Source organism: Novosphingobium sp. Fuku2-ISO-50 (assembly GCF_001519055.1).
Lineage (GTDB): Bacteria > Pseudomonadota > Alphaproteobacteria > Sphingomonadales > Sphingomonadaceae > Novosphingobium.
Genome location: NZ_KQ954285.1, coordinates 406,685 through 421,419 on the forward strand (window position 1 = coordinate 406,685; position 14,735 = coordinate 421,419).

At 64.4% G+C, this 14,735-nt stretch carries 12 protein-coding genes and 1 pseudogene; 4 read left to right on the forward strand and 9 right to left on the reverse strand.

What is annotated here, in order from left to right; all coding sequences use genetic code 11:
• Positions 1 to 25 precede the first annotated feature (25 nt).
• The 3 genes from AQZ50_RS01850 to AQZ50_RS01860 all read right to left on the reverse strand — a co-directional run bounded on the left by AQZ50_RS01850 (position 26) and on the right by AQZ50_RS01860 (position 3,029).
• On the reverse strand, positions 26 to 1,018 hold the full coding sequence (locus AQZ50_RS01850) for a LacI family DNA-binding transcriptional regulator (protein ID WP_082703347.1): 993 nt from the start codon (positions 1,016 to 1,018) through the stop codon (positions 26 to 28).
• A 16-nt stretch (positions 1,019 to 1,034) separates the two neighbouring features.
• Positions 1,035 to 1,913: an alpha/beta hydrolase family protein gene (locus AQZ50_RS01855; RefSeq protein WP_067741739.1), complete on the reverse strand. Its 879-nt coding sequence runs from the start codon at positions 1,911 to 1,913 to the stop codon at positions 1,035 to 1,037.
• An 87-nt stretch (positions 1,914 to 2,000) separates the two neighbouring features.
• Entirely contained in the window at positions 2,001 to 3,029 is a 1,029-nt protein-coding gene (locus AQZ50_RS01860; RefSeq protein ID WP_156427192.1) for a YncE family protein, read from the reverse strand.
• A 162-nt stretch (positions 3,030 to 3,191) separates the two neighbouring features.
• Here AQZ50_RS01860 and AQZ50_RS01865 point away from each other — a divergent pair, with 162 nt between their 5' ends.
• Positions 3,192 to 3,749: an HD domain-containing protein gene (locus tag AQZ50_RS01865; protein WP_067741742.1), complete on the forward strand. Its 558-nt coding sequence runs from the start codon at positions 3,192 to 3,194 to the stop codon at positions 3,747 to 3,749.
• Here AQZ50_RS01865 and AQZ50_RS01870 read toward each other — a convergent pair.
• Positions 3,734 to 5,020 carry an MFS transporter gene (locus AQZ50_RS01870; protein WP_067741744.1) on the reverse strand — a complete coding sequence of 429 codons (1,287 nt, stop codon included), beginning with the start codon at positions 5,018 to 5,020 and terminating at the stop codon, positions 3,734 to 3,736. The two genes, AQZ50_RS01865 and AQZ50_RS01870, sit on opposite strands and share 16 nt — an antisense overlap.
• A gap of 279 nt (positions 5,021 to 5,299) precedes the next feature.
• On the opposite strand from AQZ50_RS01870, the gene AQZ50_RS01875 reads away from it, so the two are divergent.
• On the forward strand, positions 5,300 to 7,051 hold the full coding sequence (locus tag AQZ50_RS01875) for an outer membrane beta-barrel protein (protein ID WP_082703348.1): 1,752 nt from the start codon (positions 5,300 to 5,302) through the stop codon (positions 7,049 to 7,051).
• Between the two features lie 39 nt (positions 7,052 to 7,090).
• Here AQZ50_RS01875 and AQZ50_RS01880 read toward each other — a convergent pair whose 3' ends face one another.
• Positions 7,091 to 8,812: an amidase gene (locus tag AQZ50_RS01880; RefSeq protein ID WP_082703349.1), complete on the reverse strand. Its 1,722-nt coding sequence runs from the start codon at positions 8,810 to 8,812 to the stop codon at positions 7,091 to 7,093.
• 82 nt (positions 8,813 to 8,894) lie between these two features.
• Positions 8,895 to 10,310: a methyl-accepting chemotaxis protein gene (locus AQZ50_RS01885; protein WP_304437921.1), complete on the reverse strand. Its 1,416-nt coding sequence runs from the start codon at positions 10,308 to 10,310 to the stop codon at positions 8,895 to 8,897.
• Positions 10,311 to 10,832: 522 nt separating this feature from the next.
• Here AQZ50_RS01885 and AQZ50_RS01890 point away from each other — a divergent pair.
• Positions 10,833 to 11,762, forward strand: coding sequence for a restriction endonuclease (locus AQZ50_RS01890; protein ID WP_067741748.1), 930 nt, complete (start codon positions 10,833 to 10,835; stop codon positions 11,760 to 11,762).
• A 189-nt stretch (positions 11,763 to 11,951) separates the two neighbouring features.
• Positions 11,952 to 12,125: pseudogene (locus AQZ50_RS20860) on the forward strand (DUF932 domain-containing protein); the annotation flags it as partial.
• Positions 12,126 to 12,210: 85 nt separating this feature from the next.
• Here AQZ50_RS20860 and AQZ50_RS01895 read toward each other — a convergent pair.
• From AQZ50_RS01895 to AQZ50_RS01905, 3 genes are all read right to left on the reverse strand, one after another.
• The gene (locus AQZ50_RS01895; protein ID WP_067742391.1) at positions 12,211 to 13,143 is read right to left on the reverse strand and encodes an NAD-dependent epimerase/dehydratase family protein; all 933 of its coding nucleotides are present in this window, start codon (positions 13,141 to 13,143) and stop codon (positions 12,211 to 12,213) included.
• A 129-nt stretch (positions 13,144 to 13,272) separates the two neighbouring features.
• Complete coding sequence (locus AQZ50_RS01900; RefSeq protein ID WP_067741750.1) at positions 13,273 to 13,782, reverse strand: cupin domain-containing protein; 510 nt, start codon at positions 13,780 to 13,782, stop codon at positions 13,273 to 13,275.
• A complete protein-coding gene (locus tag AQZ50_RS01905) occupies positions 13,779 to 14,735 on the reverse strand; it encodes a fumarylacetoacetate hydrolase family protein (RefSeq protein ID WP_067741753.1) in 957 nt (318 codons plus the stop codon). The genes AQZ50_RS01900 and AQZ50_RS01905 overlap by 4 nt, the downstream gene beginning before the upstream one ends.

Below are 14,735 nucleotides of genomic sequence, written 5' to 3' on the forward strand. Positions count from 1 at the left end.
GCGCCTCAAATATCCCAGATTTACCCTATGATTTCCGAGGCTTGACTTCGACAGGCAGAGATTCGGAATCCGGCCTTGCCCCTTTGGTCAGCGCAAGAATTTTCTGCGCCAGCAGCTTGCCGCCGCGATCCCAGTCCTGCCGGATCGAGCTGACTGCGGGGGTAAACAGCGCCGCGCCGGGCGCATCGTCAAAGCCGATGACCGCGACATCGTCGGGCACCGCGCGGCCCGCATCGCGCAAGGCGGCAATCACCCCCATGGCGATCGCGTCGCTGGCGGCAAACACGCCGTCAAAGCGACTGCCCTCCGCCAGCAGGGCTCGTGCCGCCTGATAGCCGCCCTCCCGGGTAAACGGGCTCGGCGCGGTGCCTGCCAGGTCGGCGCCCGCTTCGGCCAGCCGCTCCTGAAATCCGCGCAACCGGTCGGCGATTTCAAGGTGGGTGGCATCGCCGACAAAGGCACAGGCGCGCCGCCCCCGCGCGAGCAAGTGATCGGCGGCGAGGCGCCCGCCCGCGACATTGTCCGAACCGACGGTGATATGATCCTCGTTGCCGTCGACCGATCCCCAGATCACATAAGGCATGCCGGCGCGCTGCACGGTTTCGACCGCGTCCTCGTTTACCCCCTGCCCCAGCAGGATCAGCCCGTCGACCGCAGGTGGCGAAGCGACGAACAGCGGCAGCGTGGTCAGCACCATGTTGTAGGCGTTGCTGGTCAATTCCTGCATGATCCCGCCCAGCAGCGACAGCGGATAGGGCTCGCTCATCGAACGGTCGTGCGACGGGGTCATCTCGATGACCACGCCGATCGTGCGCGTGCTGCGCTGGCGCAAATTGCGCGCGGCGACATTGATGCGAAATCCGTGCGCTTCGGCCAATTGCCGAATGCGTTCGCGCGTGCTGTCCTTGACCAGCGGATGGCCCGACAGGGCGCGCGAGACCGTCATTTTCGAAACGCCTGCCGCTTTGGCCAGTTCCTCCATGGTGATGCGCGGGGAATCGGGCTTGGGTCGGCTCATCGTGTGCGGTTCCGGCTCAATGTTGGGGAAAATTGGCGTCAAGCCAGTTCACCACCGCCGCACAGAGCGCCACGCGATGATCGTTGAAGCTGTGGTCGGTGGTCATGTGGATGACTTGCGGCTTGGGGCTGCCCGCCGTCGCGGCGGCGGCTGCAACGGCCTCACCGCCGGGTGCCAGGCCGTCGTCCGATGTGATGACCAGAACCGGGCGCGGCGCGAGCAGAGCCGCCCGTTTGGCCCACTGCCAATCGGCAAGATGCGCGCGCGCCTCGGCCTGCAGGCTTTCGAGGCTGGCATTGGTATAGCTGGCATCGTCGGCAAATTCGGCGCGCGCAGCGGGATCGTTTGCGCTGCGTAGCGTTGCCTGCACCATGTCCGCCGCCGAAATCAGCACATAGCCGGCCACTAGCGGGTCATCGCCCAACATGGTCGTGGCAAAGCCGCCCATGCTGTGGCCCAGAACGACAATTCGTTTCTGATCGATGCCATAAGCGCCGGCCGCCGGGGATCGCAGCCAGGCCAGCGCGGCGTGGGCATCTTCGACGACATGCCCAAGGCTGAAATCGCCCGGCCCGCCCCATACCCCGCGATAATGGATCGCCAGAACATTCCACCCGTCGCGCTGCAACACGCGGGCAAGGTCCAGATTGAGCTCGGTGCCCGGAAAGCCGTGGAGCAGCAGTACCGTGGGATGCGCCCCCGCCCCGGCGGCGACAAACAGCCGCGCGGGCACGGCAAGCCCGCCGGTGGGATAGCGGATCTGCACAAGGCGGGCCGGATGGGCGCCATCACGCGGCGGATCGACGCTGAGCGCGGCGGGCAAGCCTTGCGCGGCGACGGATCCGCCGGAGAACGCGGCAGCAAGCACCAGGACAGCAGGCAGCATCGCACGCATCACGCAAGTTCCTCAGCCAAAGAGGCGCCAGCGTATAGGGCGGCGATGAGCCATGCAATCCATCGTGATCGCGCCGAAGGCGGTCCATCAGCCCTTGGGCGCGACCACCAGCACGACGAACGTGCCCGGCTTGGCCTGACCATGGTGCGAGGCGCCCTCGGCGGGGGTCATCGTCGCGGTGGGCAGATAGATCCGGCCGGTGCGCGGATCGAGCGCGCCGGTGCGTGCGCCGACCTGGGTCGGGATCGTGCCCACGACGGCAAACTTTGCAGGGTCGTCGATCGCGATCGCGGTCAGCGTGCCGTCATGCCCGCTCGGCACAAAGGCAAGGCCGCGCGCCGGATCGGCGATCACCGCATCGGGATCTTCGCCGACCTTGAGCGTTTGCAGCAATTTCCCGCTGGCCGCATCGACCACGGTGGCGACGCCATTGGCACAGGCCGACAGGACGCGCGTGCCGCCTGCCAGCACGGCCAGCCCGGTCGGACCGTCACACCCGGCCAGCGGGATCCTGCGCACCAGTTTGCCCGCCGCCAGATCGACTTCGGCCAGCGCATTGGCTTCTTCGAGATTGATGAAGGCATGGCCCTTGCCATCGCCTTCGCCCGCTTCGAGCCCACCCGGAACACTGATCATGCGGACCAGCGCATGCGTTTTCGGATCGAGCAGCGTCACCGCGCTGCTGCCGGGATTCATCACCACGATCAGCCCGGTGGCGCTGTCGAAATAGGCGGCGTCGGGCTTTTTTCCGGTCACGACTTTGGCGATGTCGGCGCCGGTATCGGCGTTGATAAAGCGGGTCAGCCCGGTCGTCCCGTCGGTTTCGACCAGCGTCGCGCCGTTGTCGATCGGCAGCACGGCATGCGCGCGCTGCGCCGGGGCGAACGTATCGATCACTTTGCCGGTGGCGAGATCGACCGCCATGACAGCGGCGGCACGCGCGACATAGAGCCGCCCGCGCACCGGATCGACCGAGGCGTAGTCCCAGCCACCATCCGCGCCCGGAATGGTTGCGACGACCGCATAATCGGGCGCGGGGGCGGCATGGCCCATAGCCGGCAACACCGCGGCGGCGACCATAAGGCAGGCGGGCAGAAAGGGGGCAATGCGGCGCATGTCTGTCCTCGGATAGCAAACGGATAATTCTGCCCTTGGCTACTGCGCTGTGCGCGAGCCGTCAAAGCGTCTGACGGCAATGTCACAATCGGCAGGCACGCTCGCGCCCGGGGCGCAGGCGCGCTATGCCGCCCCTTTCGACACACCAACACAGGAATTGCGATGACCGACCCCCGCTTTGCCGAAATCGGCGCGCTTATCACTCGCTTTGGCGACCAGAATTACGGCGAGGCGATCACGCAGATGGGCCATGTCGTGCAATGCGGGCAATTGGCAGTCGAAGCGGGCGAGGATGACGCCATGATCGTCGCGGCCTTGCTTCACGACGTCGGCCAATTCATCGACGATGCCGGCAATGCCGCCGAAACACTGGGAGTCGACGCGCGGCACGAAGAGCATGGCGCGGATTACCTGGCGCGCTGGTTCGGCCCCGAAGTGACCGAGCCGGTGCGGCTGCATGTCGCGGCCAAGCGCTATCTCTGCGCGACACAGCCGGGCTATGCCGAAACGCTGTCCGGCGCATCGAAGCTGAGCCTGGCCTTGCAGGGCGGGGCGATGAATCCCGCCGAAATCGCCGCCTTCGCGGCGCATCCGTGGTTTGCGGCGGCCGTGCGGCTGCGCCATTACGACGATGGCGGCAAGCGGATCGGCTGGATCGTACCCGACCTCGCCAGCCACGAGCCGCGCATCGTCGGCGCGATGCGTCAGACCGAAAGCTGAGCCACCGTGCTGCGACCGTTCGCGATCGCCAGCATCAGGATCGCCGCCGCGATGACGCCGAACAGTCCGGCAATCATGAAGGCCGGATCGTAACGCCCGAATTCCTGCCGCACCAGCCCCGCGCCAAACGCCGCCGCCCCCGCGCCAAGCTGATGCCCGACATTGACCCAGCCGAACACCACCGGCGCCTCGCGCGCGCCGAAGGCGCGCGTCGCCAGCGCCACGGTCGGCGGCACCGTGGCCACCCAGTCGAGCCCATAGAACACGGCAAAGACGCCAAGGCTCGCCGGGCCGAAATTGCAGAACGGCAACACGATCAGCGACACGCCGCGCAGACCGTAATAGGCCACCAGCAAGCGGCGCGGATCAAACCGGTCGGTCAGCCAGCCCGAAGCGGTCGTGCCGACCAGATCGAACAGCCCCATCGTCGACAACAGCCCCGCCGCCGCGACCGGGGCAATGCCATGATCGCCGCAATAGGCGATGAGATGCGTGCCGACGAGCCCGTTGGTAGTCAGCCCGCAGACGAAAAACGTGCCGAACAGCAGCCAGAACATCGGCACCCGCGCCGCCCGGCCCAGCGCACCGAATGCCAGCGACAGCGCCGCCCCCGCCGCCACGCGGGGCGCGGGCGGCACATCGTGATCCTCGCCAAAACGCCGGGCGCCGACATCGCGCGGATGTTCGGGGATCAGCCACAGCACCAGCGGCACCAGCACGAGACAAGCCGTGCCGACCACGCGCACCACCGGCAACCACGCCCCCGCGCTGGTCAGCCAGGCCAGCACCGGCAGAAACACCAGCGACCCGGTCGCCGTGCTCGCCGACAGCACACCCATCGCCAGCCCCTGCCGCGTGGCGAACCAGCGGGCCACGACCGCCGCGCCCAGGACACTGGCCACCGCGCCGCTGCCCAGCCCGGACAATACGCCCCAGGTCAGCAGATAGTGCCAGCTTGCGCTCATCCACTGGCTGGCAAATGTCGCAAGGCCCATCAGCAGAAGCCCGCCGGCCATCGTCCGGCGAATGCCGACCGACATCATCAGCGCCGCGGCAAACGGCCCGACCAGCCCATAAAGCACGATCCCCACCGCCGACGTCGACGAGATCGTCGCGCGGTCCCAGCCGAAATGCAGCTGCAACGGCAGCATCAGCACGCCGGGCGCCGAACGCACCCCGGCCGAAACCAGCAGCGCGACAAACGTCACGCCAAGCACCAGCATCGCGGGCTGGCGCAGCCATGGCCTGTGCCCCGTCGCCAGGCCGATCATGATCGCTCGCCCGCGCACGGCGCAAGCAGGACTGCGGCAGGAATCCTTGAAACACCCATGCCCGCTTCATCCCCGATTGCCGCGATCACTTCAACCCTGCCGCTCGGCCATTCCGGCAAACGCTTGTCAATGCGTGATTTTATGGAACCTTTACGCGCACATGGCGCATTCGCCTTTGCACCTTAATCGCCCCCGGACCTAGATGCCGTGCCCGCCGGACCGGAAACACCAAGGCGCATCACAGGGCGCGCCGCCGATCACACGGCATGAGGGCATTTCATGAGCATTTCTTCCGTGGGCCTTTTCGCAGGGCTTTTGCTGGGCACCGCGCTTGGCGCGACCAGTGCCGCCGCCGCGACCGATGCCGCCGACACCACGCCTGCCGTACCCGCCACGCCTGCCGCCGCCGCCACGGCAAACCCCGGCACGATAAACGATGCCGACCTTGGCACGAGCGTGATCGGGCGGTTCTTCGCCTATCAGGCGGCGGAATGGGGCAAGGCGGCCTCACCGCTGGCAACCGATCCCAATGCGCCGCCTTCGCGGCGGGCGGACTGGGCCCCGGCGCCGGAAACTTCGCCGCCTTATCCTTTCACCGAATATTCCTATGGCGGCACCACCCTGCTCGGCGTCAACCGTCCGGCTTCGGTCGACAGCCCGCTGATGGTCGCGATCGCCGATACGGGCCTCGGCAAGGCGATGTCCCGCGCGCATATCCAGGCTTATGGCTGGGTTGATGTCGGCGGAAATCTGTCGACCAGCAGCGTGCGCCAGGGCAACCAGCCGGCTGCGTATGCCTTTGCGCCCAACACCGTCACACTCGATCAGGCCGTGCTCTATGTCGAACGCACGCCCGACACCGTGCAGAGCGATCATGTCGACTGGGGCTTTCGCGTTGCGGGCATGTATGGCACCAATTATCGCTACACCGCCTCGCGCGGGTTCCTTGTCGATCAGGGGCTCTATCAGCGCAACAAGGCCATGGGCTTCGACATGCCGATGATCTATGGCGAAGTGTTCGTGCCGCAAGTGGCGCAAGGGCTGCTGATCCGCTTCGGGCGGTTCATTTCATTGCCCGACATCGAGGCGCAGCTCGCGCCAAACAACTATATGTATACCCATTCTCTGGCCTATACTTTCGACAACTATACCAACCAGGGTATCCAGCTCACGCTCGCGGCGACGAAGAACCTGTTTCTTCAACTGGGCCTTACCTATGGCTCGGACACCGCACCATGGAACGCGGGGCAAAAGATCCCCAATCTCGCGCAAATGATCACGCCCGCGCTCTGGGCGCAAAACGGCAATGGCGCCGCCTTTGCCGATGCCAACGGCCATCCTTATGGCGCGATCAGCAACACGCTGTTTCCGGGCGCAACGTTCAAGCGCGATCCCGGGGCGGTGCCGTCGATTACTGCCTGCGTGCGCTATCAGACCAGTTCTGCGCGCGACAATATCTACCTCTGCGCCGATGCGATCAATTCGGGGACATGGGGCTATAACAATCTGCAATGGTTTGGCGGGACGTACTATCACAAGTTTTCCGACACGATGCATGTCGCGCTGGAAAGCTATACGCTTTACCAGAAACACGTCGTCAACGTTGATGCAGGATCGCCCGGATATTTCCTGTATTATGCCGGTGGCACGCCGTTCAGCCCGCAATATTATCCCTACAACGGCCCCAGCGGAGCCCAGTGCGCCGACCCCACCGCAACATCATGCACCGCGCACGTCTTTACCGCGCTGGCCTATTGGAACTGGCAGTTTTCGCCGATGAACAACCTGTCGCTGCGCACCGAATACTACAATGACGAACAGGGCCAGCGCACCGGCACCAAGTCGCGGTACTGGGAAATGGGCCTCGGCTGGCAGCACTGGTTCTCGGCGCAGATCGAGGTCCGCCCCGAAGTGACCTATTACCGCTCGATCGACGCCAATGCGTTCAATATCAACGTGGCTACCGGCGATGCGAGCCAGGCCAAGAACCATCAGTTGCTCGTTGCGGGCGACCTGATCGTTCACTTCTGAGGCCGACCATGCCGGGGCCCTGCCCGACGCGCCCCGGCATCACGGCGCGTCGGGCAGCAAGCCCTGTTCGACCAGAACCGGCGGATGGCGATGGCGCGTGCCCTGTTCATAGGCATAGGCAAACCCGAGCAGATCGCCATCGTGCCAGGGACGCCCGGCGATTTCGAGCCCGAACGGCAATCCGCCCGGATAAAACCCGCCCGGCACGACCACGGCAGGCACGCCGAGCATATTGACCCAGCTTGTCGCCGAATGCGGCCCATCGCTCAGCCCGCCGTTTTGCGGCATGGTCTCGTCGACCGGGGGCATCTGGATCGCCGGATAGACATAACCGTCGAGATGGAGCCGATCCATCGTCTCGAGATAGGCCTGCAAGACGCGCCGCCGCGGGCCGAACAGGTTCTTTTCCGCATCGGGGTCGGTTTCGAGGATTGCCTGCCGGATCTTGATGTCGCCCGACAGGAATTCGGCATTGTTCGGCTCGGTGCCGATGACCGCCGCCCCGATCGGTGCGCCGATCACGCGTTCGTAATCGGCGCTCGAATGATAGTGTGCCGGGCCGAATGCGGCGAGAAAGCGATCGGTCCCTTCGCGCACATAAGGATATGTCGCGATCCGCGCGGCATCATGGGCAAAGCCTGCAGGCAGCACGCCGTCATCGATCACCACCGTCGCGCCGAGCGCGCGCAATTCGTCGATCGCTTTCATGAAGGCGGCGCGGGTGCGCGGGTCGAGCGCCACTGCCGCATTGGCCGCCTGCTTTGCCGCCGCGCCTTCGGGCACGATCGCGGGGGTGCCGTGAAACGGAATGCCGATCCCCTGCATGATGAAAGCCGGAACGCCAAAGCGTTTGCCCTTCAAGGCATCGGCCCTCAGATAGCGGGTATAAGGCCCGGTTTGCGCCTTTTGCGCAGAGCCCAGCGTGGCCGGATCGAGCGGATCTTCGCCCGCCATCACGCCGAGCGCGATCGCCGCGTCGGTGACATTGCGCGCAATCGGCCCGGTGTTGTCGAGCAGCCAGTCGAGCGGCGCGATCCCCGCGATGCTGACCAGCCCCCGCGTCGGAAACACGCCGACCAGCGCGCTCGTCGCGGCGGGCATGCGGATCGAATTGCCGGTATCGGTGCCATTGCCGAGCAGCGCCAGATTCGCCGTCACCGCCGTCACTGTCCCGCCCGACGATCCACCCGGCGAAAAGCGCACGTCATAGGCATTGCCCGTGCGCCCGAACGAACTCGACCGATTGGTATCGGCATTGGCGAAATCGGGCATGTTGGTATGCCCGATGATGATCGCGCCAGCCGCGCGCAACCGCGCCACCACGGTCGCATCGTGCGGCGCAACCAGTTCGTGCCCGGCAATGACATAGCCGTCCCAGCCGTCGGTCGTCACTTTGCCGGCGATGCTGGTATTGGCCTTGATGACGATCGGCACACCCCACAAGGGCCCGTGCGCAGCGCTCGGCCCGCCCGCTGCATCTTCCCCGCCCGCTGCATCCTCCTTGTCGGCGAGCGCCCGCGCCTCGTCGGCAAAGACCTGTTCGACCGGGCGATAGACCGGATTGTATCGGGCAATCCGCGCGAGATACCAGTCCACCACTTGCCGGATGGTATAGGCATGGCTGTCATAAAGCCCGTGCAGCCGGGGAATCGAAACCTCGATCAGATCGCGGTCGATAGCTGCAGGCGTTTGCGCCCAGATGCCGGAAGAGCAGACCATCAGCCCCGCCGCCAGCGCGCCCCTGCCAATCCGAAACGCCATGCCCCATGCTCCCCCCGGCCCCCAGCGCCACGCTGCGGTCCTGCATCACATAAGGCGTTCGGGGCCGCTTGCCAAAACCCGATCAAGCCGAAAAGGCGCAGCGCAATCCGCCCCAATGCTGCCCGCGCACGGCAATGGGGCACGAAACATGCTTCATCAGGACATAGCGCCCGCCGCCCATGTCGCGGCGATAGATCTGCAACAGAAAGGGTTCGCGGTTGCGCCCCGCGGCCAGCCCGACCCGGTCGGCAAACAGGCGCCGGTTGCGGCTGTTCGCCGCGTTCCACACCGGATCATTGCCTTGGGCTTGCGAAAAGCGCCGGTTGTGAGTCGGGATATAGCCGTTGCGATCGGTCGCGCAGGCAAAGATGATCCGCGGATCGCTTTCGAGCAGCGGTTCCTGAAACGCAGGCAAAAGGCGATCGGCAAAGCTCGTGTACCGCGCCAGAAACTGTTGCGGATCGGAATATTCGATCGGGCGCAGACGGTCGTCAAACAGGGCGTCCATGCTCACTTCGCCGCGATCGATCGCCGCTTCGAACGCCAGCGCGATGGCGTCTGCGGTTTCGCGCACGGCGGCGATGATCGGGCTGTCGTCGGTCGCGACCCCGGTGCGCGCCAAAGTCCACAGCACCGCTTCGGCGACTTCGCTGGTCGCGCCCAGGCTGTCGGTGGCAGCGCCGATTTCGGTCGCGGTGGAAATCAGCGCGTTGCTGACATGGTTGATCACGTCGATCAGCCCGGAAAACGCCTCTTCGTGCCGACTGGTCACATCGATCACCTGCCCCGCCTCGTCGCGGATCCGGGCAAGATCGGCAGCGGCAGTCGCGGTCAGATCGATGATCGCGCCGGTATCGCGCTGCACTTCGTCGGCCACGCGGATATTGTCTTCGCCCCGTGCGATCAGGTGACGCGCCGAGGCGATCACACTGTCGAGCGCCTGGTCGATCTGGGCGGTCGCGCTTTGCGTCTTGTTGGCCAGCAGGCGGACCTCGTGCGCCACGACGGCAAAGCCCTTGCCCGCATCGCCCGCGCGCGCCGCCTCGATCGCGGCATTGAGCGCGAGCATGTTGGTCTGCATCGCGATCGAGCTGATATCGCCGGAAATCTTCGACGCCTGCGCCAGCGAAGCCTGCAATTCGCCCAGTGAAGTCGATGCATCGCGCACCGCATCGGTCAGCGCCCCGGTCTTGGCGAGCGCGGCGCCGATCGTGGCATTGGTCGCATCGATTCCGCGCGCGGCATCGCCGATAGTCCCGGCGATCTGCCGCATCGAAGCGGCCAGTTCGTGGGTTTCGCGCGAAAACTGCGCGGTCGATCCCTTGAGGCTTTCCGCCGCAGCGCGCCCCTCCTCGCTTTCGCGCGCGATGTGTTCGGCATTGCCGAGCACATCGTTCAGCCGGATCGCCAGCGCGCTGATATCCTGGCTCAGCCGACCAATGATCGCCTCAAACCCGCCCTCGCGCTCGCCCGCCCCAGCGCTTTGAGCGCGCGGCATCCGATCATCCGTGAACAAAGCTGCAAGCGTGGCCATCGAAACCTCGTTCCGGCCGGACGCAATACCTTTTCACCGCCCAAGCCAATCGCAACGATAGTCAACGCAGCTTTAAGGAACCCAAATCCCCCGCGCGGGGAAAAGCGTAGGCGCACGCCCGCCGTGCCGCCTCGCCGCCTCGCATCGAGATCCCATCACCCGCACGCGCCGCAGCCCACCCTGCCCGCCGCGAAAAGCTCAAAGAGCGCCGGAAAGCGACGAGCAAAGTCGGCGACTATCGGATGTTTAGGGGCTATTGCATGTGTTACCGCAACACCCCAAAGTGCCTAAAGGATATGGAACGAAAATCCGGATTATCGCGGTTACCTGGTAAGCGAAGGCCAAAGTCACGGTGTAATTAGGGATTACCGTACCTGTCACCGTAATTCCATTATCAGGGCTTTCGCAAGCTGACTGTGGTCTGTTCATATACGATGGCAGAATTTGCGCGGTTGCGGACAGCGGAGGCTTTGCTATTCCAAGCGAATGGCTATTCCCGACTATCAATCGTTGATGCTTCCCTTGCTCGGTATCGCCGCTGAGGGCGAAACGCGGGTGCCAGCCGCCGCGCAGGTCATCGCTGATCGCCTCGGGCTGTCAGAGGACGAACGTGAAGAAATGCTCCCAAGCGGCAAGCAGCGACTCTTGCATAACCGGGTTCACTGGGCCAAGTTCTACATGACGAAGGCTGGGCTGATTGATAGCCCTAGGCGCGGTGTGTTTGTCGCATCGGCGGCTGGCCGGGATCTGCTTGCCACGAAACCCGCGCGCATCGATGTTGAAACGCTAAAACGCTATCCGGCCTTTGTTGGTTTCTACAATCAGGCTGGAGATGAGTCGGTTTCGGCGGAGCAAAGTCATGTTGCTTTCGCTGCCGCTTCGTCTGACGCGACGCCAGAAGAGCAGATCGATGCAGCCTATGCCGTTCTCACCAAAGCGCTGAAGGCGGACTTGCTGGTTCGTGTGCTGGAGCAGTCACCGGCATTCTTTGAGCGGCTGATTGTCGATTTGCTGGTGGCCATGGGCTATGGTGGCTCCCATGATGATGCTGCCCGCCAGTTGGGCAAGAGCGGCGACGGCGGCATCGACGGCATTATCGACGAGGATCGTTTGGGCCTTGATCGCATCTATGTGCAGGCCAAGCGTTATGCCGTGGGCTCCTCGGTGGGGCGGCCTGAAGTGCAAGGCTTTGTCGGCAGTCTCGTTGGCCTCGGTGCGAACAAAGGCGTGTTCGTCACCACCTCCACCTTCAGCAAGCAGGCGCTGGATTACGCCAAAGGGCTACAACAGCGGGTGATCCTGATCGATGGGGCGCGGCTCACTGAACTGATGGTGGAATTTGGCGTCGGTGTGCGCGCCAGCCGCGTGATTGAAGTTAAGCGACTGGACGAGGATTTCTTCGGCGACGATGGCTGACAGCACGTAGGTGGGAAGCGGTACTTCTCAAGCCGATCTGAGCTGTTGCCGGTAAGCGAAAGGGAAAAGCCCCCCCCACGCCCGAACCATCTGTCTCGACCGCCCGATGAGAGTCAGACGATGGACATGGTTTCCGTGACGGGTTGGGCCGGCAGAGTGGCTTCCGGAGCTCGTCATGGAGGTTTTCCCATGAACATGCAGGTTCTCGACGCACGCCCGGTGTCAGGCGGCGGATACAAGATGGATGTCAGCCGCGGCTCGCGGGTTGGGCGCGTGTCCTCGGAGTGGGTTTCGCGGCCCGATGACGAACGCTTTCTCTCGCTTGGCGACATCGCGCCGTCTGTACGCGGCCGCGCCGAGCGCAAGGCTATCTCTGGACCTTGCCGCTGGCGGTGTGCGGAATGCTATCGGTCAGGACCACGCTGGCAGGGGCTGTCGAACGCTTCTTTCAGGCGAGCGCCGTCAGGGCACTGGCGACCAGCGCTCCAAGATCACGGTCTGCCACAAAGCCAGCCTGCTCGGCAGCCGGAGTGAAAAGCGGGGGTTGTGCGCCAAAAGCGGCTTCAAGCGCCGGCTCGGGCACAAAGGACACCAGTTCGGCCCGGCTGCCACATTGCCGCGCGATCTCTTCCACCAAATCCCCCATCGTGAACCGCAGAGCGGGCAGCGTGAGAGCGTAGGCCGGCGGCAAATACGCGGGGTCGTACATCAATCCATGCAGCACATTACGCGCGCAAGTGTCCAGCGATTGCGCCCAGATGGTAGCTAGCGGCGAGACCGGACAAACAAAGGCCTCGCCCGCTTTGAGGGCATGAAACAGGTTGGATATAAAGGCGCTTTTCATGCCGCTCGGTGCTTGGGGGCGAGCGAGAATGCCCGGCAGCCGCAGGCTGAGCCCGTCGATCATGGCACGGTTGGTGAAAAGTGCGACCGCCTGTTCAATCATCGCCTTATGGCCGCCATAGATCATTTTGGGGCTGAGCGGGGTGGCGTCATCGACATGGGCCGGCATCGGATCGCCAAACACGGCGATGGAACTGGCGAAGATAAAGCGGAGCCGGTTGCCAAAAGCGGAGGCCTCGAGCAGCAGGTCGTATGAAGCATCCAGATTGATCCGGCGCGATGCGGCGGGATCAGCCTCAGCCGCGCCACCGGGCACGGTGGCCAGATGGATCACCGCGCAAACTCCATCCCCCAGCGCCTCACCGCGGGCCTCTTGATCGCCCAGATCACCGGCAACGATGCGCGCGCCTTCTGGAATGCCCGCAGTGACGCTGTCCATCGCCACCACCTGGTGGCCGAGCGCCAGCGCCTGTCGCACCACCTGCCGCCCCACAAATCCACCAGCGCCGGTGATCAGGAGTGGGCGGGGTTCGATCATGACAAGCTCCTGTTGGGTGGCACGGCGGCGGGCGATGACATAAAGCGAATGGCCGCGTCGATCCGACATCGCGATGAGCTGTTTTGGTCAAACGAAACTCACAGAAGATATGGTTTTTGAGTTTGCGCCCTAATCCGGTTTGCATTCCGGCAAGGCCTCACCATCGTGCCGATAGGCCAGTGCCTCGATCAGCACAAAGACAATGCGGCAAGGCTTGTCGGTGGGATTGCGCCAGAGGTGATTAGTGCCACGCTGGATGATAATTCCGCCTGCACGCACGGTCTGTTTCACGCCGCCCTCCAGCTCCAGCTCGACGTCACCGTTGAGGACGATGCCATAATCAATGCTGTTAGTGCGATGCAGCGGGCTTTCTCCGCCCGGCAGCATGTCGACAACGCGGATCACCGAACCACGCTCCAGCGTCAGGCCAGTCGGCAACTCGCGCCCGTCACGGTTGTCGTTGTTGTCGGCAGGCACGTCCTGTGTGGCCCAGATCGTCAGAAAGCTTGCATCGCCTGAAGCAATCATCTGAGTCGGTGCGACGTCTTGCGCCGCTATGATCGCACGACCCTGAACATCATGGCCGGTAACGACGCGGTGAACTGGCAGCAGGCCACTGTCCGATGCAGCGTCGATCATGCCTTCACCACAGTTTGACTGATCGCGCCGAAGGGAGTTCCGCCGGTGCTGGTGATGGCTTCCATGCGTACCCGGTCGCCAAAACCCAGGAAGGGTGTGGCTGGTTTGCCCTGCGCGATGATCTCAATGGCGCGGCGTTCGGAAATGCAGGCTGACCCACGGGTGGCATAATCCTTGTTCGACACCGTGCCCGAACCGATGATGGTGCCCGCCACCAGATCGCGGGTGCGCGCAGCATGGGCGATCAATTCGGGAAAGGAGAAACCCATTTCATCGCCCTTGACCAGTCCGAAGCGTGCTCCGTTCCATTCCACCAACAGATCGGAGCAGACCCGCCCGTCGCGCCAGTCCGCGCCCAATTCCCCGGGGGTGATGGCAAAGGGCGCCATGCTGCAAGGAGGCTTGGCCTGCACCCAGCCAAAACCCGTTTTCATTTCCACCGGTGCAATGGTCCGCAACGACCAGTCGTTGATCTGCACGATCAGCTTGATATGGGCGGCGGCCTGTATCGGTGTTACGCCCATCGGCACGGCGTCGGTAATCACGCCGAACTCGCCCTCGAAATCGATGCCGTCGGCCTCGCTGGGCAGGGGAATATCATCGCTGGCGCTGTAAAATCGATCCGACACGCCCTGATACATCAGCGGGCGCAAACGGTCGGCAGCCGGGGAGTTGAAGGCTATCTCCATCAGGTCGCCGTGCTGGGCAAAGGCCGAACCGTCCAGCCATTGCCACGAGCGAGGCATGGGCGCGGCAATGGCCTGCCCCGCCATAGCCTCCCCCTCACCAGCAGCCACCCTTGCCGCCAGCGCCTGCAAGGCGGGTTCGGCCTTCCCCCAATCGGCGATGGCGGCAATCAGGCTGGTGCCAGCGGGCAAATATCGCGCTCCATCGGCCGAAACGACCATCAGCGCCCCGTCGGGCGTGCCATCGCGAAGGGTTGCAAGACGCAT